At 73.3% G+C, this 21153-nt stretch carries 22 protein-coding genes; 12 read left to right on the top strand and 10 right to left on the bottom strand.

Going from position 1 to position 21153, the window contains the following annotated elements:
• Positions 1 to 153: 153 nt before the first annotated feature.
• The 3 genes from COUCH_RS29995 to COUCH_RS29985 form a co-directional block, all read right to left on the bottom strand.
• Positions 154 to 1083 (bottom strand): deoxyribonuclease IV, encoded by a 930-nt coding sequence (locus tag COUCH_RS29995; RefSeq protein WP_275980003.1) that lies wholly within the window; start codon positions 1081 to 1083, stop codon positions 154 to 156.
• Positions 1074 to 3035 carry a Stk1 family PASTA domain-containing Ser/Thr kinase gene (gene pknB / locus COUCH_RS29990; RefSeq protein WP_249608563.1) on the bottom strand — a complete coding sequence of 654 codons (1962 nt, stop codon included), beginning with the start codon at positions 3033 to 3035 and terminating at the stop codon, positions 1074 to 1076. Before pknB ends, COUCH_RS29995 begins: the two co-directional genes overlap by 10 nt.
• A gap of 154 nt (positions 3036 to 3189) precedes the next feature.
• Positions 3190 to 3948 (bottom strand): hypothetical protein, encoded by a 759-nt coding sequence (locus tag COUCH_RS29985; protein WP_249608562.1) that lies wholly within the window; start codon positions 3946 to 3948, stop codon positions 3190 to 3192.
• Positions 3949 to 4041: 93 nt separating this feature from the next.
• Between COUCH_RS29985 and COUCH_RS29980 the strand changes: the two genes are divergently transcribed.
• Genes COUCH_RS29980 through COUCH_RS29970 form a run of 3 tightly spaced genes read left to right on the top strand, consistent with a single transcriptional unit; the run spans position 4042 to position 5147 of the window.
• The gene (locus COUCH_RS29980; RefSeq protein WP_249608561.1) at positions 4042 to 4416 is read left to right on the top strand and encodes an Rv2175c family DNA-binding protein; all 375 of its coding nucleotides are present in this window, start codon (positions 4042 to 4044) and stop codon (positions 4414 to 4416) included.
• A gap of 9 nt (positions 4417 to 4425) precedes the next feature.
• Positions 4426 to 4758 (top strand): lycopene cyclase domain-containing protein, encoded by a 333-nt coding sequence (locus COUCH_RS29975; RefSeq protein WP_249608560.1) that lies wholly within the window; start codon positions 4426 to 4428, stop codon positions 4756 to 4758.
• On the top strand, positions 4755 to 5147 hold the full coding sequence (locus COUCH_RS29970; protein WP_249608559.1) for a lycopene cyclase domain-containing protein: 393 nt from the start codon (positions 4755 to 4757) through the stop codon (positions 5145 to 5147). The genes COUCH_RS29975 and COUCH_RS29970 overlap by 4 nt, the downstream gene beginning before the upstream one ends.
• Here COUCH_RS29970 and COUCH_RS29965 read toward each other — a convergent pair.
• Complete coding sequence (locus tag COUCH_RS29965) at positions 5109 to 6176, bottom strand: polyprenyl synthetase family protein (RefSeq protein ID WP_249608558.1); 1068 nt, start codon at positions 6174 to 6176, stop codon at positions 5109 to 5111. The genes COUCH_RS29970 and COUCH_RS29965 overlap by 39 nt on opposite strands.
• Before the next feature lie 54 nt (positions 6177 to 6230).
• On the opposite strand from COUCH_RS29965, the gene metF reads away from it, so the two are divergent.
• The 8 genes from metF (at position 6231) to COUCH_RS29925 (ending at position 13713) form a co-directional block, all read left to right on the top strand.
• Complete coding sequence (metF, locus tag COUCH_RS29960; protein WP_249608557.1) at positions 6231 to 7154, top strand: methylenetetrahydrofolate reductase [NAD(P)H]; 924 nt, start codon at positions 6231 to 6233, stop codon at positions 7152 to 7154.
• A 3-nt stretch (positions 7155 to 7157) separates the two neighbouring features.
• Positions 7158 to 7808, top strand: a complete 651-nt coding sequence (locus COUCH_RS29955; RefSeq protein ID WP_249608556.1) for a CDP-alcohol phosphatidyltransferase family protein — start codon at positions 7158 to 7160, stop codon at positions 7806 to 7808.
• Between the two features lie 215 nt (positions 7809 to 8023).
• Complete coding sequence (locus tag COUCH_RS29950) at positions 8024 to 8467, top strand: HNH endonuclease (protein ID WP_249608555.1); 444 nt, start codon at positions 8024 to 8026, stop codon at positions 8465 to 8467.
• A 78-nt stretch (positions 8468 to 8545) separates the two neighbouring features.
• On the top strand, positions 8546 to 9925 hold the full coding sequence (locus COUCH_RS29945; RefSeq protein WP_249608554.1) for a serine hydrolase domain-containing protein: 1380 nt from the start codon (positions 8546 to 8548) through the stop codon (positions 9923 to 9925).
• A gap of 24 nt (positions 9926 to 9949) precedes the next feature.
• Positions 9950 to 10432, top strand: a complete 483-nt coding sequence (locus COUCH_RS29940) for a MarR family winged helix-turn-helix transcriptional regulator (RefSeq protein WP_249608553.1) — start codon at positions 9950 to 9952, stop codon at positions 10430 to 10432.
• Positions 10433 to 10476: 44 nt separating this feature from the next.
• Positions 10477 to 11952, top strand: coding sequence for an MFS transporter (locus tag COUCH_RS29935; RefSeq protein ID WP_249608552.1), 1476 nt, complete (start codon positions 10477 to 10479; stop codon positions 11950 to 11952).
• 23 nt (positions 11953 to 11975) lie between these two features.
• Entirely contained in the window at positions 11976 to 12452 is a 477-nt protein-coding gene (locus tag COUCH_RS29930) for a hypothetical protein (protein ID WP_249608551.1), read from the top strand.
• Between the two features lie 52 nt (positions 12453 to 12504).
• On the top strand, positions 12505 to 13713 hold the full coding sequence (locus COUCH_RS29925; protein ID WP_249608550.1) for an MFS transporter: 1209 nt from the start codon (positions 12505 to 12507) through the stop codon (positions 13711 to 13713).
• Positions 13714 to 13742: 29 nt separating this feature from the next.
• Here COUCH_RS29925 and COUCH_RS29920 read toward each other — a convergent pair whose 3' ends face one another.
• The 5 genes from COUCH_RS29920 to COUCH_RS29900 form a co-directional block, all read right to left on the bottom strand.
• Positions 13743 to 14336, bottom strand: a complete 594-nt coding sequence (locus COUCH_RS29920) for a cadmium resistance transporter (protein ID WP_249608549.1) — start codon at positions 14334 to 14336, stop codon at positions 13743 to 13745.
• Positions 14337 to 14364: 28 nt separating this feature from the next.
• Positions 14365 to 15528 (bottom strand): low temperature requirement protein A, encoded by a 1164-nt coding sequence (locus tag COUCH_RS29915; RefSeq protein ID WP_249608548.1) that lies wholly within the window; start codon positions 15526 to 15528, stop codon positions 14365 to 14367.
• Between the two features lie 101 nt (positions 15529 to 15629).
• Positions 15630 to 16373, bottom strand: coding sequence for a succinate dehydrogenase/fumarate reductase iron-sulfur subunit (locus tag COUCH_RS29910; RefSeq protein ID WP_249608547.1), 744 nt, complete (start codon positions 16371 to 16373; stop codon positions 15630 to 15632).
• Positions 16373 to 18310 carry a fumarate reductase/succinate dehydrogenase flavoprotein subunit gene (locus tag COUCH_RS29905; protein WP_249608546.1) on the bottom strand — a complete coding sequence of 646 codons (1938 nt, stop codon included), beginning with the start codon at positions 18308 to 18310 and terminating at the stop codon, positions 16373 to 16375. Before COUCH_RS29905 ends, COUCH_RS29910 begins: the two co-directional genes overlap by 1 nt.
• A gap of 1 nt (position 18311) precedes the next feature.
• A complete protein-coding gene (locus tag COUCH_RS29900) occupies positions 18312 to 19070 on the bottom strand; it encodes a succinate dehydrogenase cytochrome b subunit (RefSeq protein WP_275980002.1) in 759 nt (252 codons plus the stop codon).
• Between the two features lie 71 nt (positions 19071 to 19141).
• Here COUCH_RS29900 and COUCH_RS29895 point away from each other — a divergent pair, with 71 nt between their 5' ends.
• Positions 19142 to 20065 (top strand): LysR family transcriptional regulator, encoded by a 924-nt coding sequence (locus COUCH_RS29895; RefSeq protein WP_249608545.1) that lies wholly within the window; start codon positions 19142 to 19144, stop codon positions 20063 to 20065.
• A 52-nt stretch (positions 20066 to 20117) separates the two neighbouring features.
• Here the strand turns inward: COUCH_RS29895 and COUCH_RS29890 are convergent, their stop codons facing one another.
• Positions 20118 to 21119: a LacI family DNA-binding transcriptional regulator gene (locus COUCH_RS29890; protein WP_249608544.1), complete on the bottom strand. Its 1002-nt coding sequence runs from the start codon at positions 21117 to 21119 to the stop codon at positions 20118 to 20120.
• Positions 21120 to 21153 lie beyond the last annotated feature (34 nt).

Genomic DNA, 21153 nt, shown 5'->3' with positions numbered 1-21153 from the left:
GGCCCGGCCGCCCGCGCGGCGGACGACGCGGTTCAGCGCCCCGTCATCGGCACTGGGCGTCGACCATGGCCTGGAAGGTGGGGAACCACGCCCGGGCCGCGGGCTCGTGGGCCTCCGCAAGCGCGGCGGGCAGCGTCAGGTCCTCGCCGGTGCTCATGCCGGACGGAGGCCCTTGAGCAGCGCGATGTCCGCCGCGTGGCCCTCGTGCTGTTCGGTGGGGGTCTCGACGATCACCGGGATGCCGGCCGTGGCCGGGTGGGCGAGCAGCTCGGCGAACGCCGCCGTGCCGATGCGGCCCTTGCCGATCGTCTCGTGGCGGTCGCGGGTGGAACCGCAGTCGTCCTTCGAGTCGTTGGCGTGCACGAGCATCAGGCGGTCCGGGCCGGCCGTGGCCACCAGCGAGTCCAGTGTCTTCGTCATGCCGCCCGGGGTGGCCAGGTCGTGGCCGGCCGCCCAGGCGTGGCAGGTGTCGAAGCAGACGCCCAGCCACGGGTGGTGCTCGACCGCCGCCAGGTACGGCCCGAGGTCCTCGACCTTGGACGCGAGGCTGCGGCCGCCGCCGGCGCTGGGCTCGACGAGCAGCTTCGGCAGGCCTTGCGCCGCCGCGCGGTCGAGCAGGGGCAGGAGCGCCTCGCGGAGCTGGTGCATCGCCTTGTCGTCGTGGGCCGGATCGACCGAGCTGCCCGCGTGGTAGACGACGGCCGTCGCGCCGATGGCCGCGCCGCGCTGCAGGGCGTGCTCGAGGGTCTCGACCGAGCGGGTGACCGTGAGCTCGGTGGGGGAGCCGAGGTTCACCAGCAGTGACGCGTGGATGTACGCCGGCAGCCCCCGCTCGCCGCACCCGTCGCGGAAGAGCGTGTCCTGCTTCGGGTCGCCCGGCGGCAGCGCCCAGCCGCGGGAGTTGGAGACGTAGACCTGCACCGCCTCCGACCCCGCCGCGTCCGCGTACGGCAGGGCGGCCTTGGCCAGGCCGCCCGACGTCCTCGTGTGCGACCCGACGGGACGGCCCCGGTCGGACCGGGAGCCGCCTTCAGTCCGTTCGTGGGTGGCGGCGGGGTGGTCGGACCGGGGGGTTACAGGCAATTCAGCACGACCTCCGTCTGCGGCGGCACCGGGGTGTTCGGCGCGGGCGACTGCTGGCGTACGAGACCGTTGGGGTTGAAATTGATCTTCGGCACCAGGCTCGAGCCCTGCAGCGTCTGCGCGGCCTGCTGGCACGGCTGGTTGGTGAGGTCGGGGACGGTGACCAGCGGCGGGCCCTTGCTGACGTCGAGCTTGATCTCGTCGTCCTTCTCCGCGCCGGTGCCCTGCTCCGGGGACTGCCCGATGACCGTGTCCGCGGGCTGGTCGCTGTCCTTGTACTGCTCGACGACGCTCAGCCCGAGCCGCTGCAGGTCGGCGCGGGCGTCGTTGACGTTCTTGCCGACGACCTGCGGCACGGTGATCGGGGCCTTGCCCTTGCTGATCACGGCGGTGACGGTCGCGCCGGGCTTGAGGGACTCGCCGGCCTTGGGGTCGATGGAGATGACCACGCCCTGCGGGAGGGTGTCGCTGTACTTGCCGGCGCCCTCCTTGAACTTGAGCTTCGTGCCCTCGATCTCGCCCTTGGCCGCGGCCTTCTCCATGCCGACCACGTCGGGGACCGGGTAGCGCTCCGGGCCCAGGGACAGCGTCAGGGTCAGCAGGCCGCCCTTGACCAGGCGTTCGGTGGCCGGCGGGTCCTGTGCCAGGACGGTGTCCTTGGGCGCGTTCTCGTCGTAGCGGCCGTCGTCGAAGCGCAGGTCGAAGCCGCGCGCCTTGGCCTCCTGCTCGGCCTGCGAGCGGGTCATGTTGACCATCTGCGGTGCGTCGGTGTAGCGGCCCAGCGTCACCCACCACGTGCTGCCGATGACCACCAGCACCATCAGCGCGACGGCGCCGAGGATGAACAGCCGGCGGCGGTCGCCGAAGCGGCCGACCGCGCCGTACTCGCCCGGGGCGGGGGCGTCGGGCCGGCGGCGCGCGCCGCGGCCACCGGCCTGCTCGGGCAGGCGCGCCCAGGGCGGCCGGTCACCGGTCGTGGGCGGCATCACCGACGTGACGGCGGGCACGAGCGCGGTGGCGTCGGCCATCGCGGGGCGGGCGGGCACCTGACGCAGCAGCGCCGTCTCGACGTTGGCGGCGCCCAGGTCGTCGCGGACCACCTGCACCTCGGCGAGCAGCGCGCCGGCGTCGGTGGGACGTGCGCCGGGGTCGCGGCGGGTGGCCCGGGCGACGAGGTCGTCGAGGATGGTCGGCAGCCCCTTGACGATGCTCGAGGGGGCCGGCACGTCGTTGTCCACGTGCTGCCACGCCACCTCGACCGGCTCGTCGCCGTCGTACGGCACCCGGCCGGTGAGCATCTCGAACAGCACGATGCCGGCCGAGTACACGTCCGTGCGGGCGTCCGCGTGACCGTCGGTGACCAGCTCGGGGGCCACGTACGCCACCGTCGCCATCAGCTGGCCGCTCTCGTCGGCGCTGGCCTCGACCGCGCGGGCCAGCCCGAAGTCGGCGACCTTGACGACCGCGTCGACGAGGTTGGCGATGCCGCCGCTGGGCGCCTCGGCGACCAGCACGTTCTCCGGCTTCACGTCGCGGTGCACCAGGCCGGCGCGGTGCGCGGCGGCGATGGCGGCGAGCATCTGCTCGAGGATCGCCAGCGCCTCCACCGGGTTGAGCCGGCGGCGCTGGGTGAGCAGGTCGCGCAGGGTGCGGCCCTGCACGTACTCCATCACCAGGTAGGGCAGGCCCTCGTGGCGCCCCTGGTCGTAGACCGCGACCACGTTCGGGTGGGTCAGCCGGGCGATCGTCTTGGCCTCGTCGGTGAACCGGTCGACGAAGTGCACGTTCGTCGCCTGCGACGGGTGGATGATCTTGAGCGCGACGGTACGCCCCAGCCGGTCGTCCACGGCGGTGTAAACGGTCGCCATGCCACCGCGGGCGACGCGCCCGGTGATCCGGTAGCGCCCGTCAATCGTCGTGCCGATCAACGTGTCGGCGACAGTCGTGTCCATCGGCGTGAAGTGTATGTGCCCTTCCGGGAAAGACGGTCCAGGATGTCACAGCTGAGACCGAACGGGTACGGCGTCCTTGAGGGCGAGCCGCGCAGATGGACGATATCGGGCCGTGGTCCGAGCGACCACGGGCCCCTTATCGTGATAAATCGGATCAGTGCCCGGGCGTGACGCGTGCCCGCTCGGTGCTGTCGGGGCGCTCGGGCACGGAGTACGTCGGATCGGGCGACGGGGAGTCGTCGTCGGAGGCGCTGGGCGTGGGCGTGGGCTCGGGGCTGTGCGGCGACGACGGAGCCGCGGTCGGCGTCGGCACCGGCGGAGTGAGGCAGTCGCACGGGGTCGGCGGCGCGGCCGGGGAAGTCCGGTGCACGGTGGTGCGCCGCGGGGCCGGCAGGACGTCCGTGCCGGTGCTGTCCGGCGTACCCGTGGTCGCGAGGGTGTGCGGCACGGTCCGCACAGTCCCGGCAGCCGCCGGCGCCTCCGCCGGAGCGGGCGCCTCCTGCGGCCCGCGGCCGAGCCGTTCGTGGGAATCCTCGCCCGGCGTGCCGTCCGGCGCCGCGGCTGCCAGCGGGTACGGCTCCGCGCCGGCCGGCTGGTCGCCCAGCACCACGCCGAGCCCGTTGACGACGGCGAAGTAGCTCCCGGCCGCGCCGGCCACGGCGAGCGTGCCGAACGCCGTGACGGCCACCGCCCGGCGTGGGCGGCGGGCGTGGGCGGGCCCGTACGACGGGAGCAGCCCGCCGGTGATGCCGGCGCCGCCGAACGTGCTGTACCCGGTCGAGGTCACGTCCGGGTGCACCGGCCGGACGCCGGACGGCGCGCCGCCCTCATCGGCCTCCCGGCGGCCCAGGTCGTAACGCAGTGATCGCCACGCGCCGGCCACCTCGGTGCGGGTTCTCCGCCACAGGGTCATCGCGACCTCTCCTCGATCTCGAGCCGGGACCGTCCCGGCGGGGTCAGGGGCACCGCGTGGTGCCGTGGGTACGGGCCGTGGCAGGCTGGTCGGGTGACCGATTCCGTAACCGTGGGCCCGGCGGCCGGACAGCCGGCCGGCCCGGCCGAGTGGATCAACCTGCCCGACGTGGCGGAGCGGCTCGGCGTGTCGATCAGCAAGGTGCACCAGATGATCCGCGACGGCGTGCTGCTCGCGGTCAGGCGCGACGGCATCCGGGTCGTGCCGGCCGAGCTGATCGCCAACAGCACCGTGCTCAAGCACCTGCCCGGCATCCTCACGTTGCTCCATGACGCCGGGTACAACGACGAAGAGGCCATCGGGTGGCTGTACGAACCCGACGAGACCCTCGGCGGCTCCGGCGCGGTGGCGCTCGGCGGCGACCGCGCCCGCGAGGTCAAGCGGCGCGCCCAGGCGCTCGGGTTCTGAGCCGCGTCGATGAGCCACCTGGCGTACCTGCTCGTGCTCGCGGGCTGCCTGGTCTGCGCGCTCTGGCTCGAGCCGGTGCTCAAGGTCAACGTGCTGCGCCGCGGCCGCCGGCTGCTGCTCACGCTGCTGCCGGTGGTGGTCGTCTTCGTCCTCTGGGACCTGGCGGCGATCGCGGCGGGACACTGGACCTTCGACCCGGAACAGACCACCGGGATCCTGCTGCCCGGCGGCCTGCCCTTGGACGAGGTGCTCTTCTTCGTGGTGGTGCCGGTGTGCGCGGTGCTCGGCTTCGAGGCGGTCCGCGCGGTGCTGCGCCGGCCCGCCGGGGACGGTGACGAGTGAGCTACACGGCGGCGGCCCTGCTGGGCGTGGTGGGCGCGGTCCTCATCGACCTGTTCGTGCTCCGGACCCGGCTCGTGCGGCGGGTGGTGTTCTGGGCGACGTACCCGATCATCATCGTCTTCCAGCTGCTGTCCAACGGCATCCTGACCGGGCGGCACATCGTGATCTACGACCCGGCGGCGATCATCGGCTGGCGGATCGCGTACGCGCCGGTCGAGGACCTGCTCTTCGGCTTCGCCATGGTGCTGCTCACGCTGTCGGTCTGGGTGTGGCTCGGCCGGCGCGGCGTCCAGCGTGAGCCGAGGGCCGGCGAGGGCAGCGCCGTGCTGCGCCTGCTGCGGGCGCGTTCCTCAGACCGCGCGGCGCGTGGCCGCGTCGGCGAGGGCTAGCAGCACCGACCGGGCCTCCGCCTCGATGGCCGGCGTGTCCAGGGCGGCGAGCGCCTCCGCGGTCAGCGCGGCGATCCGGGTCTCCGTGCGGGCCAGCGCGCCGCTTCCGGTGATCAGCGCGCGCAGCCGCTCCACCCGGGCCTCGTCCAGTTTCAGGTCGCCGAGGCCGCGGTCCAGCTCGCCGCGGCCGGCCGCCGGCAGTGCCTCGTACGCGGCCGCGATCAGGTACGTGCGCTTGCCCTCGCGTAGGTCGTCGCCGGCCGGCTTGCCGGTCTGTGCCGGGTCGCCGAAGACGCCGAGCACGTCGTCGCGCAGCTGGAACGCCTCGCCCAGCGGGAGCCCGTACGCGGAGTAGGCCCGGCTGACCTCCGCGGACGCCCCGGCCAGGGCGGCGCCGAGCAGCAGCGGGCGTTCGACCGTGTACTTGGCCGACTTGTAGCGGGCGACCTTGCCGGCGCGTTCCAGCGACGTGTCGCCGGTGACCGGGGTCAGCACGTCGAGGTACTGGCCGGCGGTCACCTCCGTACGCATCTCGTCGAAGACCGGACGTGCCCGGGCCAGCTCCTCCAGGCCCACGCCCGAGCTGTGCAGCAGCTCGTCGGACCAGACCAGGGCGAGGTCGCCGAGGAGCACGGCCGCGTTGTCGCCGAACGCGTCGGCGTCGCCGCGCCAGGCGGCGGCCGCGTGCCGGGACGCGAAGCGGCGGTGCACCGAGGGCTCGCCGCGCCGGGTGTCCGAGCGGTCCATCAGGTCGTCGTGGATCAGCGCGCTGGCCTGGACGAGCTCCAGCGCGGCCACCGCCGCGACGACATGGTCGGAGTCGATGCCGCCCGCTCCGCGATAACCCCAGTACGCGAACGCCGGCCGCAGCCGCTTGCCGCCGCGCAGCACGAACGCCTCCAAGGTGTCCGCCACGTCACCCAGCGCGTCGTCGATCGCGAGCAGGCGCGTGCGCTGGGCCGCGAGGAACGCGGCGAGAGCCTTGTCGACGCGGGGGTGCAGGCCGGCGCGCTCGAGCGGGGAGGTCACGGCGCCAAACCTAGCGGGTCTTGCGGAAGGCGCCAGCCCGGTAGAGTCTGCGGTGTGTCTCTCGGCCTTCCCTCCCGCCTCCCCGGGTCCCCGGCGATCGGTTCGCTGATCCGCCGTCCGGAGCCCACGTTCTCGTTCGAGTTCATGCCGCCCAAGACGCGCGAGGCCGAGCAGCTGCTCTGGCAGACGATCCGCGAGCTGGAGCCGTTGCGGCCGGACTTCGTGTCGATCACGTACGGTGCCGGCGGCAGCACCCGCGACACGACCGTCGACGTGACCGAACGCGTGGCCACCGAGACGACGCTGCTGCCCATGGCGCATCTCACCGCGGTCAACCACTCGGTGGCCGAGCTGCGCAACGTCATCGGGCGGCTGGCCGGCGCGGGCATCCGCAACGTGCTCGCGGTGCGCGGCGACCCGCCCGGCGACCCCACCGGCGAGTGGGTGCGGCACCCGGAGGGCGTGCTGTACGCCGAGGACCTCGTCCGCCTGCTGCGCGAGGCCGGCGACTTCAGCGTCGGGGTGGCCGCGTTCCCGTACAAGCATCCCCGCTCGGCCGACATCGAGAGCGACACCCGCAACTTCATCAGCAAGTGCCGGGCGGGCGCCGACTTCGCGATCACCCAGATGTTCTTCGAGGCGGACGACTACCTGCGGCTGCGCGACCGGGTGGCCGCGGCGGGTTGCGACACGCCCATCGTGCCGGGTGTGATGCCCGTCCTGAGAATGGCGACCATCGCTCGCTCCGCGCAGCTGTCCGGGGCGCCGTTCCCGCCCGCGCTGCTGCAACGGTTCGAGCGCATCGCCGACGACGAGGCCGGCGTCCGCAAGCTCGGTATCGAGCTGTGCAGCGAGATGTGCCGGCGGCTGCTGGACGAGGGCGTACCGGGCATCCACTTCATCACGATGAACCGGTCGCCCGCCACCCGCGAGGTGTGGCAGCAGCTGTCCGTCGGCGCCGCCGCGCCCGCCGCCTGACCGGTGACCTGGGAGCAGTACGCCGTCGCCTGGTCGGCGCTGCACGGCGGCTTCGACCCGCGCGCCGCCTCGCCGGTGGTGCGCGGCTGGGTACGGCTGGCGTACCGCGGCGGCAGCCTGCTCGCGCGGCTCGGCGCGGGCCCGTCCACGGTGACCACGGCCGGCCTCCTGCTCTGCGCGGGCGTGCCGTTCGTGCCGCTGCCGGCCGGCGCGGCGCTGGTGCTGCTGGCGAGCTTCGCCGACTCCTTCGACGGGGCGGTGGCGGTGATCAGCGGCCGGGCCAGCCGGTTCGGGTTCGTGTACGACTCGGTGGCCGACCGGCTGGGCGAGCTGGCCTGGCTGGTCGCGTTCTGGGTCGCCGGGGCGCCGGGCTGGCTGGTGGTCGCGACGCTGGTGGTGAGCTGGTTGCACGAGTACGTCCGGGCCCGGGCGGCGGCCGGCGGCATGAGCGGCCTCGGCGCGGTCACCGTGGGCGAGCGGCCGACCCGGGTCTCGGTGGCCATCAGCGGGCTGCTGGTCGGCGGCGTCGCCGGCCTGGTCCACCCGGGCTGGGACCGGACCGTCGTGGTGATCGCGGTCATCGTCTGGGTGGCCCTCGGCGTGATCGGCCTGGTGCAGCTGACCGCCGCCGTACGCCGCGCGCTGATCGATTAATTGCGTTGTCCGGGCCTGCCCGTCCCGCCTAGTTTTCTCTCCACGACGACGTGGCCCGGATCACCGGGCCCGAGGGAGATCACATGACTGCCTTCCGACACCACGGCCGGGGCTGCCACCGGGGTTGACGCACGCGCGCCGACCGCCGTCCGCCCCGTGCTCCTGTCGGGCCGGACGGCTTTCTCATGGGCAGACCACAGGGGAGGTGACCCGCGATGAGCGTGGTCCTCGTACTCAACGCCGACTACGGGCCGCTGCACCGGGTCAGCGTCCGGCACGCGATCCGCATGCTCTTCCGCGAGGTGGCGGTCGTGCAGGAGGCCCGCCCGGACGCGCGCATCGGGGTCTTCCCGATCCCGACCGTGATCCGGCTCGTCAGCTACGTGGTGACGCGCTGGCGGCACAGCCGCGGCCCGGGCTGGTCGCGGGCCGGGGTGCTGAGCCGCGACGGGCGGCGCTGCGGCTACTGCGGCGGGGTCGCGTCCACTGTCGACCACGTGCTGCCGCGTTCCCGCGGCGGGGCGAACAGCTGGGAGAACACCGTCGCCGCGTGCGGGCGCTGCAACCAGCGCAAGGGGAACCGTACGCCGGCGGAGGCGCGGATGCCGCTGCGCTCGGCACCGAGGGCGCCGGGCTGGGCGGAACTGGCCGCGCACTGAGGACGACGGCCGGCGGGTGCAACGGGGGCCCGTCGGTCGTCCCTCCCGCTCCAACCGACGATCGCCGAAGTGAGGGTCATGTTTCCGCGTTCTGCTCCAGCCGCCCAGGGGATCTCGTCCCGCTCGATCGGTGCCCTGCTGGACCGGTTCGTGGAACGGGCCGTCGAGGGCCACTCCGTCATGGTCGTCCGCCACGGGCACGTCGTGGCCGAGGGCTGGTGGGCGCCGTACTCGGCGGATCGCCCGACGCTGCTCTACTCGGTGACCAAGTCGTTCACCTCGACGGCGGTCGGGCTGGTGATCGCGGACGGGCTGCTCGCGCTCGGCGACCGGGTGGTCGACGTGCTGCCCGACCACGTGCCGGACGACGTCTCGGAGCACGCTCGCCGCCTGACGGTGCACGACCTCCTGTCGATGACGACCGGGCACGCCACGGACAGCCTCGGCGAGGCCTGGGAGCTCGAGCCGGACGACCTGGTGAAGGGCTTCCTGCGGGTGCCGTTCACCGGCACCGGGTTCGCCTACGACAACGCGACCACGTTCGTGCTGGCCCGCATCGTCGAGCGGGTCACCGGCCGGGACCTGCGGGAGTTCCTCGACGAGCGGCTCTTGCAGCCGATGGGTGCCGGCTGCGCCGACTGGGACCTGGTGGCGAGCGGCAAGGCGTTCGGCTTCCACGGCCTGCACCTGACGACCGAGGCCGTCGCCGCCTACGGTGAGCTGCTGCTGCGCGGCGGGCGATGGGGCGACCGGCAGCTGGTCCCGCGCGAGTGGGTGGAGGCGGCCACCCGGCCGCACTCGGTCATCCCGCCGTCCGTGGACGACTCGGCCCGCGGCTACGGCTATCAGTTCTGGGTCTCGGAGCACGGCTTCTACGCCGACGGGGCCTTCGGCCAGCACTGCGTCGTCATCCCGTCGCTCGACCTCGTCGTGGTCGTGACCAGCCACAGCCCGGAGCCCGGTGGCACGCCCGACGCGGTCTGGGAGTGCCTGTCGCCCGGCATCGGCCGTCCGGGCAGCGCACGCGACGACGAGGTGCTCGCCGACCGGCTGCGGCGGCTGTCGTTCCCGCTGGTGGCGGGCCGGGCCGGGCCGGGGCGTACGGCGAAGGCGACGGTGGTGGCGGCCGCGGATCCGCCGCTGCCCGCGGGCTCCGCGGTGGTGGTGGAACCGGTCGACGGCGGGTGGCGGCTGCGGCTCGAGTCGATCGGTACGGTCGAGGTCGGTCATGGCGGGTGGCGGGAGAGCTCACCGCTGGGCCGGCCGGTCGTCGCGTCCGGCGCCTGGCAGGGTGACACGTTCGTCGCCGACCTCTTCGTCATCACCACCCCCCATCGGGTACGGCTGATGGTCGACGGCGGTACGGCGACAGCGACCTGGAGCACCGTGCCTCTGACCACCCCCGATCTGGCGCTGCACCTGCGGGCACCGTTGATGACGCGGCCCGGCGTCGGGTAGGCCCGCCGCGGATAGGCTCGGTGCATGGCTTCCGACGCGCCCGCCCGTACCGTCCGCGATCTCACGGGCCTGCTGAACTCGGCCGGTCACGCCATGAACAACCGGCTGGCCGCGGCGCTCGCCGGCGTCGGGCTGACCCCGCGGATGCAGTGTGTGCTGGTGCACGCGCTCGAGGAGGAACGGACGCAGATCCAGCTCGCGGCCCTCGCCGACCTCGACAAGACGACGATGGTCAGCACGGTCGACGAGCTGGAGCGCCGGGGCCTCGCCCGGCGCCGCCCGTCCGTGGCCGACCGGCGGGCGCGGATCATCGCGGTCACCGAGGAGGGCCGCCGGGCCGCCGAGGAGGGGCAGCGCATCGTCGACCGGGTGCACGCCGAGGCGCTGGAGGCGCTGCCGGAGCCGGCCCGTGCCGCGTTCGTCGCCGCGTTGCACCAGCTGGTCGAGGGTGCACCGGGGGACGGGCCCCGGCCGGTGCGCCGGGCGCGGCAGCGGGCAACTGCGTGACAAGTAGATAGTCTGCATCCGAACCATCTGCTACGGTCGCGTTCATGGCCGTCTCCGCGTACCCCCGCAACCGTGCCGCCGCCCTGGCGGTGCTCTGTGCCATGGCGCTCATGATCGTGCTGGACAGCACGATCGTGGCGGTCGCCGTGCCCACCATCCAGTCCGACCTCGGCTTCTCCGCCGCGGGAGTGGCCTGGGTCGTCAACGGATACCTGGTCGGCTTCGCCGGCCTGCTGCTGCTCTCGGGCCGGCTCGGCGACCTCGTGGGCGCCCGGGCCGTCTTCCTCACCGGGCTGGTCGTGTTCACCGCCGCCAGCCTGCTCTGCGGCCTGGCCGGCACCCCCGCCCTGCTCGTGGCGGGCCGCTTCGTGCAGGGGGTGGGCGGCGCCCTCGCCTCGGCGGTGATCTTCAGCCTGATCGTGCGGCTGCACCCCGAACCGGCCGCCCAGGCCCGCGCGATCGGTGTCTACAGCTTCACCCAGGCCGGCGGCGCGGCGGCCGGCTTCGTCGCGGGCGGGCTGCTCACCGAGGCCGCCGGCTGGCCGTGGATCTTCCTGGTGAACGTACCCATCGGCGCCGGCGTCCTGATCGCGGCGCTGCGGGTGCTGCCCCGCGAGGCCGGGCCGGGCCTGCGGGCGGGCACCGACGTGGCCGGCGCGGCGCTGATCACCGTCGGACTGTCGGCGGGCGTCTACGCCATCGTGGACGGCAGTGGTCCGTACGGGGCCCTCGCGGTGCTCCTCGTCGCCGGGTTCCTGCTCCGGCAGCGGTCCGCCCGCCACCCCCTCGTGCCGTTGCGCGTGCTGCGCAGTCGCCGTCTGCTGCTCGCCTGCGCCGCGCTCATCCTCATCTTCGCCACCGGGATGGGCTTCCAGTTCGTCAACGCCCTGTTCCTGCAGCGGGTCCTCGGGCTCGACGCGACGGGTACGGGCCTGGCGTTCGTCCCCACGCCGATCGTGATCGGCCTGGTCTCCCTGTTCGCGGCGCCCCGGCTGACCGCCCGCCTGGGCGTGAAGCCGGTGCTGCTGGGCGGGCTCGCGGCGCTGGCGGCCGGGCTGCTGCTGATGACCGGGATGCCGGTCGGCGCGCGCTACCTCACCGACGTGCTGCCGGGCCTGATCGTCATGGGCCTGGGCATCGGTGTGGTGATCCCGGCGATCATCATGCTGGCGATGGCCGGCGCCGGACCGGGTGACACCGGGCTGATCTCCGGCCTGGCCAACACCGCGCAGCAGGCGGGGGCGGCGCTCGGGCTGGCGGTGCTGGCCGTGGTCGCCGCCCGGGTCACCGGAGCGCACGCCGCCGACGGGGCCGCCCCGGTCGAGGCGCTGCGGGACGGGTACGCCCGGGCGTACCTGACGGCGGCCGGATTCGTGCTTGGCGCGATCGTGCTGACCGCGCTGGTCCCGGCCGGTTCGGCAGCACCGGCCACGGAGGGCGGACCCGGACCGGTCGCCGGTGTGCCGGCCGACGAGGAGCGGCTGCTCTGCTCTGCTGCCGACGGCGGCCGGTGCTCGTAACGTGTCAATGTACCGTTGACACGGTGACGGATCTCGATCAGCTCGCCGAGCTGGGCCCGGCGCGCGCCCGGCTCGACGAGCGCGAGCTCGAGCTCATCGACCGTGCCCGGCAGGGCGGTGCGACCTGGGCGCAGATCGCCGGCGTGCTCGGCCTGGCCAGCCGGCAGGCCGCCGAGCAGCGCCGCCAGCGCCTGCTGGCGGCGGCCCGCGCGCGCCGCACCGACGAGGATCTCCGGTACGCCGCCGGCATCGTGGTTCTCCGCGAAGCGGTGTCCGACCTGCACCGCGCCATCGCCGCCGACCCGCGCTGGAAGCAACGCTTCGCGCGTGCGGCTCTGGTGCGCGACACCGTCGCGATCGCCGTGGACGCCGCTCCGAGCGGCCTGTACGCACTCGCGTGCCAGGCTGCCGACGATCTCGCCGCCGGCCGGGCACGACTTCCCGGTCATGTCCGGCCGGCGGTCGAGAAGCTGCGAGCGGCCTTGTCAATGGCACGTTGACATGGCGGTCTGGGGTTGCTGCAATCCTGCTCAGCTTTTGAGGATGGAGGGCATGCGTCGCAACGCCGTCCTGTTCGTGGCGATCTCCCTGCTGTCCGGCTTCGGCAGCACCGCCATGGCCCTCGTCGCCGGGATCTGGATCCTCGACCTGACCGGGTCACCCGCCCGCGCCGGCCTCGCCGGCCTGTGCGTCTACGCCCCGGCCCTCGCCGGGCCCTGGCTCGGCGGCCTCCTCGACCGGATACCCCGCCGGCCTCTGCTCATCGGGACGAACCTGGCGCTCGCGGTGGCCCTCCTCTCGCTGGTCGCGGTCCGTTCCGCGGGCCAGGCCGCGCTGATCTACGCGGTCTGCCTCGCGTACGGCCTGAGCTACGTCCTGCTCGACGCGGGCGAGTCGGCGCTGCTGCCCGCGGCGCTGCCCCCGGACCGGCTGGGCGAGGTCAACGGCTGGCGCTCCAGCGCCCAGGAAGGCACGAAGCTCGTCGCGCCCCTCGCCGGCGCCGGCCTCTACGCCTGGCGCGGGGGCGCGGCGGTCGCCGTCCTCAGCGCCGTCATGCCCCTGGCCGCCGCGGCGCTGTACGCCCTGCTACGGCTGAGGTCCGTACCGCCGCCGCCCGTCCCGGTGGAGCGAGGGTTGCGAGCCGGCCTCGGAGTGCTGCGGCGGAGCCGGACGTTGCGCGTGACGGTCGCGCTGGCCGGCGTCTCGATCGGCATGTCCGGCTTCACGACCGCGCCCCTGTACGCCGTGGTCGTCGACGACATGGCGTTGCCCAGCGCGTTCCTCGGCGTACTGCTCAGCGCCCAGGGAGCCGGGTCGATCGTCGCCGGGCTGGTCGCGGGCCGCCTCATCGCCGCGCGGGGCGAGATCGCCGTGGGCGTCGCCGGGACGGTCGTGTTCGCGGCCGGCATCCTGTGCCGCTGCCTGCCGTGGTGGCCCGCGATGGCGGCGGGGGCGGTGATCGCCGGAACCGGTCTGCCCTGGACGCTGATCGCGGCGGTCACGGCGGTGCAGGCCCGTACGCCGGACCACCTGCTGGGCCGCGTCTCCGCCACCGCCGCCACGGCCATGTTCGGGCCGGTCGCGGTGGCGAACCCGCTGGGTTCCGTCGCGGTGCACGCGGGTGGCCGGCCCGCCATGATCGCGGCCGCGGTGGTGTGCGTGGCCTCGGCCGCCGCGGTGCTGCTCCGGCCGCGGCGCGGGCCCGACCGGTCGGACCCCGCCGGCCGTTCCGGGTGGCTCACCGGGACGTGGCGAGGCTGAGCCCGAGCTCATGGCCGGGCTTGCAGCGGTCAGGTCAGCCGGCCGAGCACCCCCGACTCGACCAGGATGACCACGCCGATCGCGACGAACACCAGCGGAACCAGCCAGTGCCCGTACCGCCGCACCACCTCGATCACCCGCCGGTGCGACCCGAGCCACGACGCCACCGCGCACCACACGGCCACCAGCGCGGCGAAGACCAGGCAGGTCACGACGCTGCCGCCGATCCCCAGGCTGCGGAACACCGGGGTGTAGACGGCGATGTTGTCGGCGCCGTTCGCGACGGTCACCCCGGCCACGGCGAACGCGTTCGCCGCGGTCAGCACCTCCGGCGGCCCGTCGCCCCGGTCCCGCACGGCGCCGATCAGGCCGCGGACCCCCAAGGCGATGGGTACGAGCCCGAGCAGGCCGACCCACCGGTCCGGCACCAGCGTCAGGCCCAGCGCGGCGACGGCGGAGACGGCCACGAGGGTGGCGATGCCCGCGTACTGACCCACCCAGATGTGCCACGGCCGGGGCCGCCCGGAGGCGCGCGCCGACAGGAAAAGAACCGTCAGCACGACGAGGTCGTCGACATTCGTACCGGCGAACACGCCCGCGGCGGCCGCCATGATCTCACCCATCCGGGCCCACCGTACGGCAGCGCCGTCGTCACGCCGGGGTGGCGGGTGCGGGGGTGTCGGGCTCGGCGGCCCGGGCGGTGGAACGGCGCAGGGCACGGTCCCTCAGGCCGATCACCGTCAGCACCGCGACCAGCAGGAGCAGCGTGAGGATGCCCGGCAGCACGAGCGACACCGGGATCAGGCAGAGGCTTGCCACCGCGGCGGCGAGGTGGTCCGGGCGTGGCCGATCCCCCCGCCGGAGACTGATCCCGGCAAGACCCAGCAGGAACAGGGCTGCGCCGCCGCCGAGGCCCGCCGCGTACACGCCGTGGAGGTGGCCGGCCGGGTGGCTCATGATGCTCTCGAGGCCCACCGCGACGAGGACGACGCCCGCCACCAGCGGCAGGTGGAGGTAGCTGAAGACGTCGCGGGCCAGGTGGGCGCGCCGGGCGCCGGTCGCACGGGCCAGGGCGTGTTCGGTGATCGGGGCCTCGCGGTCGAAGTACGTCCACCACAGGCCGCCGATCGCCGCCACCGCCAGCAGGATCGCGGCCGCGGCCGGCGGGGTGATGCGGGAGCCGGTGTGCAGGACGCCGGTGCCGACCGCGACGACGGATTCGCCCAGCGCGATGATGATGAACAGCGCGTGGCGTTCGAAGAAGTGGCCGGCGTGGACCGTGAAGCCGCCCACTCCGGTCAGCACCGGGGTGCCGTAGTCGATCAGCACGGCGACGCCCCACAGGACGATCTGGACGGTGTGGGGCAGGAACACGCCGGCGATCAACAGCAGCGACGCGACCAGGTTGCCGGGCGCGAGCTTGAGGATGGCCGCGCGGTTCGCGCCGCCGGCCACCGCGTACAGCACGATGTGCAGGACCCGGACCACGAGGTAGCCGAGCGCGAAGGCCGGCGCGTCGGACCCGGAGGCCTGCGGGACCGCCACCGCCACGACGAGCATCGCCCCCATGGCCGCGAGGACCACGCCGCGCGAGCCGGTGCCGTCGGTGCCGACGGCGTTGGTGAGCCAGGCGTACGCACCCCAGGCCCACCAGAGCAGGGCCAGGACCAGCATGCCGCGCAGGACCCCGGCGGCGTCGGGGTGTTCCAGGATCAGCGCGGTGACCCGGGTGAGCGAGAACACGAAGACGAGGTCGAAGAAGAGCTCGAACGTCGACACCGGCCGGCGCGGCTCGGTTCCAGGGAGGTCCGCCATGCCGGTGATTCTGGCACCGCGATCATGCCCCCGGCTGCCCCGTGACGCCGTACGGCGGCCCGTCCACCAGGGCGCGGGCCGCCGTTTCTGCCGTACGTAAGTCAGCGCTTGCCGATCGCCTTGCGGTAGTCGTTGTTCAGCCGGCCGATGAGCGTCAGCGGGATGCCCTTCGGGCAGACCGTCGTGCACTCGCCCATGTTGGTGCAGCCGCCGAAGCCCGCCTCGTCCTGGGCCTCCAGCATGTCCACCACGCGGCTGTCGCGTTCCGGCTGGCCCTGGGGGAGCAGGCCCAGGTGCGCGACCTTCGCCGCGGTGAACAGCATCGAGGAGCCGTTGGGGCAGGCCGCGACGCAGGCGCCGCAGCCGATGCAGGTGGCCGCCTCGAACGCCGCGTCCGCGTCCGGCTTGGGGACCGGGGTGGCGTGGGCGTCCGGGGCCGTGCCGGTGGGGGCGGTGATGTAGCCGCCCGCGGCGATGATGCGGTCGAAGGCGCCGCGGTTGACCACGAGGTCCTTGATGACCGGGAAGGCCGACGCGCGCCACGGTTCGACGTCGATGGTGTCGCCGTCCTTGAAGTGGCGCATGTGCAGCTGGCAGGTGGTGGTGGCCCGTTCGGGACCGTGCGCCACGCCGTTGATCATCATGCCGCACATGCCGCAGATGCCCTCGCGGCAGTCGTGGTCGAAGGCGACCGGGTCGTCGCCGTCGAGGATGAGCTTCTCGTTGAGGACGTCCAGCATCTCGAGGAAGCTGGCGTCCGGGGAGATGTCCTTGACGTCGTACGTGACCATCCGGCCCTTGTCCTCGGGGCCGGACTGTCGCCAGACGCGTACCTGAATGTCCATTACTTGTAGCTCCGCGTGCTGGGGTGGACGTACTCGAAGGTCAGGTCTTCCTTGTGGAGCGTGGGCACCTCGCCGTACTCCCAGGCCGCGACGTAGCCGAACTCGTCGTCGTGGCGCAGCGCCTCGCCGTCGGGGGTCTGGCTCTCCGCGCGGAAGTGGCCGCCGGCGGACTCGGCGCGGTGCAGGGCGTCGATGCACATCAGCTCGGCCAGCTCGAAGAAGTCGGCGACGCGGCCGGCCTTCTCGAGGTTCTGGTTGAGCTGCTCGCCGGTGCCGGGCACCTTGACCCGGGTCCAGAACTCGTCGCGCAGGCCGCGGATCAGGCCGATCGCCTTGGTGAGGCCCTCCTCGGTGCGCTCCATGCCGCAGTACTCCCACATGATGTGGCCGAGTTCGCGGTGGAAGGAGTCGACCGTACGGTCGCCGTCGACGGCGAGCAGGCGGGCGATGCGGTCCTCGACCTGGGCCCGCGCCTCGACGACCTCCGGTGCGTCCGGCGTGACCGGCTCGAAAGGGCCGGCGGCGAGGTAGTCGTTGATGGTGTTGGGCAGGACGAAGTAGCCGTCCGCGAGGCCCTGCATCAGCGCCGAGGCGCCGAGCCGGTTGGCGCCGTGGTCGGAGAAGTTCGCCTCGCCGATCACGAACAGGCCCGGGATGGTGGACTGCAGGTCGTAGTCGACCCAGAGCCCGCCCATCGTGTAGTGCACGGCGGGGTAGATGCGCATCGGAACCTCGTACGGGTCCTCGCCGGTGATGCGCTGGTACATCTCGAAGAGGTTGCCGTACTTGGCCTCCACCGCCTTGCGGCCCAGCCGCTGGATGGCGTCGGCGAAGTCGAGGTAGACGCCGAGGCCGCCCGGTCCCACGCCGCGGCCCTCGTCGCAGACGTTCTTCGCCGCGCGCGACGCGATGTCGCGGGGCACGAGGTTGCCGAAGGACGGGTAGATCCGCTCGAGGTAGTAGTCCCGGTCCTCCTCGGGGATGTCGGCCGCCGGCTTCCTGCAGTCCTCGGCTCTGCGGGGGACCCACACCCGGCCGTCGTTGCGCAGCGACTCGCTCATCAGCGTGAGCTTGCTCTGGTGCGTACCCGATTCCGGGATGCAGGTGGGGTGGATCTGGGTGTAGCAGGGGTTGGCGAAGAGCGCGCCCTTGCGGTGCGCGCGCCACGTCGCCGTGACGTTGCAGCCCTTGGCGTTGGTGGACAGGAAGAAGACGTTGCCGTAGCCGCCGGAGGCGAGCACGACCGCGTCGGCGAAGTCGGTGGTGATCTCGCCGGTGACCAGGTCGCGCACGACGACGCCGCGGGCCCGGCCGTCCACCACGACGAGCTCGAGCATCTCGTGCCGGGCGTTCATGACGATGTTGCCGAGGCCGATCTGGCGCTCCATCGCCTGGTACGCGCCCAGCAGCAGCTGCTGGCCCGTCTGGCCCCGCGCGTAGAACGTACGGGACACCTGGGTGCCGCCGAACGAGCGGTTGTCGAGCAGGCCGCCGTACTCGCGGGCGAACGGGACGCCCTGGGCCACGCACTGGTCGATGATGTTCACGCTGACCTGGGCGAGCCGGTACACGTTGGACTCGCGGGCGCGGAAGTCGCCGCCCTTGACCGTGTCGTAGAACAGCCGGTAGATCGAGTCGCCGTCGTTGCGGTAGTTCTTGGCGGCGTTGATGCCGCCCTGCGCGGCGATCGAGTGGGCGCGCCGCGGGCTGTCCTGGTAGCAGTACGACCGCACCTTGTAGCCGGCCTCGGCGAGCGTCGCGGCGGCCGAGCCACCGGCCAGGCCGGTGCCGACCACGATCACGGTGAGCTTGCGGCGGTTGGCCGGGTTGACCAGCTTGGCCGCGAACGTGCGGCGCTCCCAGCGGGTCTCGATGGGGCCGTCCGGTGCCGCGGTGTCGGCGATCGGGTCGCCTTCGTTCCAGAGGGAATCGGTCATGTCAGTCCACCAATCCGGTGAGCACGGCGAACGGCACCGACAGGTAGCCGGCGACGAGGGCGACCGAGAGGACGAGCGCGGCGGCGCGGACGATGCGCTCACCGCGCAGGGTGCGCTGGCCCAGCGTGCGTGCGGCGCTGAACAACCCGTGCCGCAGGTGGAAGCCGACGCTCACGACGGCGAGCGTGTAGAAGAGCGTCACGTACCAGCGGCCGGGCGCGAAGTCCGCCACCACGTTGCGGTACGGGTGCTCCGGGTCCGCGACCGGGTTCAGCGTGCCGGTGGTCAGGTCGAGGATGTGGTAGATCACGAAGAGCAGGATGATCACGCCGCCCCAGCGCATCGTGCGCGCCGCGTAGCTGCCCTGCACCTTGGGCCGGTGCACGTAGCGCACCGGGCGGGCGCGGCGCGCGCGGCGGGCCAGCACCGTCGCGGCGAAGATGTGCGCGATCACGGCGGCCGAGAGCGCGAACCGCTGGATCCACAGGAACCAGTCCTCCGGCAGCAGCGGCACGCCGACCGTACGCAGCCAGTGGGCGTAGTGGTTGAAGCTGTCGGCGCCGAAGAAGATCTTCAGGTTGCCGAGCATGTGCATGTACAGGAAGCCGACCAGCAGCAGCCCGCTGGCCGCCATCAGGATCTTGAGCGAGACCGACGACCGGAGGCCTCGGGGTGCCCGCTTCGCCGGGGTCTTGCCGAGCGCCTTCTTGGCGGGCTCCGCCGTCGCTTTCGGGGGAGGAACTCTGGTATCTACGGCCACCCCATGGACGGTAGGAACGCCGAAGCGATTCGTCTAATGCATGATCGACCGGGTCATCATAGACGTAAGCTATGGACGTGCAGCTCCAACAGCTCCGATACTTCCTGGCAGTGGTAGAAACCCGGCATTTCACCCAGGCGGCCGGCTCGCTGGGCGTCTCACAGCCGACTTTAAGTAAGCAGATTCACACCCTCGAAGAGACGCTCGGCGCGCCGCTCTTCGAACGGGCCCGCGGCGCCGTCGCCCTCACCGCGGCGGGCGAGACCCTGCTGCCGCTGGCGCGCCGGATGGTCACCGACGCCGACGCGGCCCGCGACGCGGTCCAGGAGATCGTCGGGCTGCGCCGCGGCCGGGTCCGGGTCGGCGCGACCCCCAGCCTCTGCTCCTCGCTCGTCCCGATGGTGCTGCGCCGATTCCGTACGGAACACCCGGACATCGAACTGCACGTGAACGAGGGCAGCTCCCAGGACCTCATCGCCGACCTGCTCGCCCGCGACCTCGACCTCGCGTTGATCGTCCAGCCGGAGCAGGGCGTCGACCCGGCCCTGCACGCGGCGCCGGTGCTGCGCGAGAGCCTCGTGGTGGCCTCGGTGGCGGCCGGCCCCCCGCCGACGCCGAACACCCAGCTCGCCCTCACCGACCTGCGCGACACCCCGCTGGTGATGTTCCGCCCCGGCTACGACCTGCGCGACGTCACCCTGGAGGCGTGCCGGCGGGCCGGCTTCGCCCCGCGCTTCGCGGTCGAGGGCGGCGAGATGGACGCGGTCCTGGCCTTCGTCGAGGCCGGCCTCGGCGTCGCGCTCGTACCCAGCATGGTGCTGGCCAACCGGCCGCTGCTGCGCGCCACCCCGCTCGCCCCGCCGGGCATGCGCCGCACGATCGCGCTGGCCCACCGCCGCCGCGCGATCCTCCCGCACGCGGCGGAGGCGCTGCGGGCCACGGTGCTCGACCATCTGGCCACGGGCGAACTGCCGATCGGCGTCCATCCTCTGTAGGCGGTTTACCTTCAGCGGCCACTGACCCGCGGAGGCGTAGGTCCCCGGCGTCTCACCCGGCGGGCGGTGCGGTCGTCGCCCGGACGACGAGCCGGGGTGGGACGACGACGGCGCGGTGGCCGACCTCGTTGCCGTCGATGCGGTCGATCGCCCTGGCGACGGCCAGCCGGGTCATCGTGCCGGTGTCCTGAGCGATCGTGGTCAGGTTGATGTGGGCCAGCCGGGCCAGGTTGCTGTCGTCGAAGCCGACGACGCTGACGTCCCCGGGTACACGCAGGCGGGCGCGGGTGAGGACGTCGAGGACGCCCGTTGCGCTGCGGTCGTTGAAGACCGTGATCGCGGTCGGCCGTACGGTCCCGTCGAGCAGGCGGCGGGCGGCCGCGGCGCCGTCCTCCTCGGTGAGGCCGCCCTCGGTGAAGCTGATGTGGCGGGTGAGCCCGCGGGCGGCCATGGCCTCGCGGTAGCCGCGCCGCCGGTCCGCCGCCCCGGGCGCGCGGCCCCCGTCGATGTGGGCGATCCGCTGGTGGCCGAGGCTGGCGAGATGGTCGACGGCCTCGCGCAGGCCCTCGTCGTCGGCCGTACGGATCACGTCGGCGGCCCGCACGTTGCGGGCCAGGACGATGACCGGCAGCCGTGCGGTGAGCCGGGTCAGCTCGGCGGCCGCCGTCCGGGGTCCGCACATGATCAGCGCTTCGCACCGGTCCTGGAGCAGGCCCGCGGTCGCCTCGGCCTCGTCGCGGTCGGGGGTGACGGCGCTGAGCGCCAGCTCGTACCCGGATTCGCGGGCAGCGGTGTAGAGCGCGGTGACCAGGTCGACGTGGAACGGGTGCTGGATGCCGAACACGACACCGAGCAACCGGCTGCGGCCGCTGCGCAGCAGGCGTGCCCGGCTGTCGGGGTGATAGCCGAGCTGACCGGCCGCCTCGAGGACCCGCCGTCGCGTCTCCGGGCCCGCTCCGGGCTCGCCGCGCATCACCAGGGACACCAGCGACTTCGACACCCCGGCGCGGGCGGCCACATCGGCCAGGGTCGGCCGCGACTCCGTGTTCGCCATCTGCACAGCGTAGTGCTGGAACGTTCCAGGCCCA

Source organism: Couchioplanes caeruleus (genome assembly GCF_023499255.1).
Lineage (GTDB): Bacteria > Actinomycetota > Actinomycetes > Mycobacteriales > Micromonosporaceae > Actinoplanes > Actinoplanes caeruleus_A.
The sequence above is the reverse complement of the archived record's forward strand: the minus strand, read 5'-3'. Positions and strand labels throughout refer to the sequence as shown.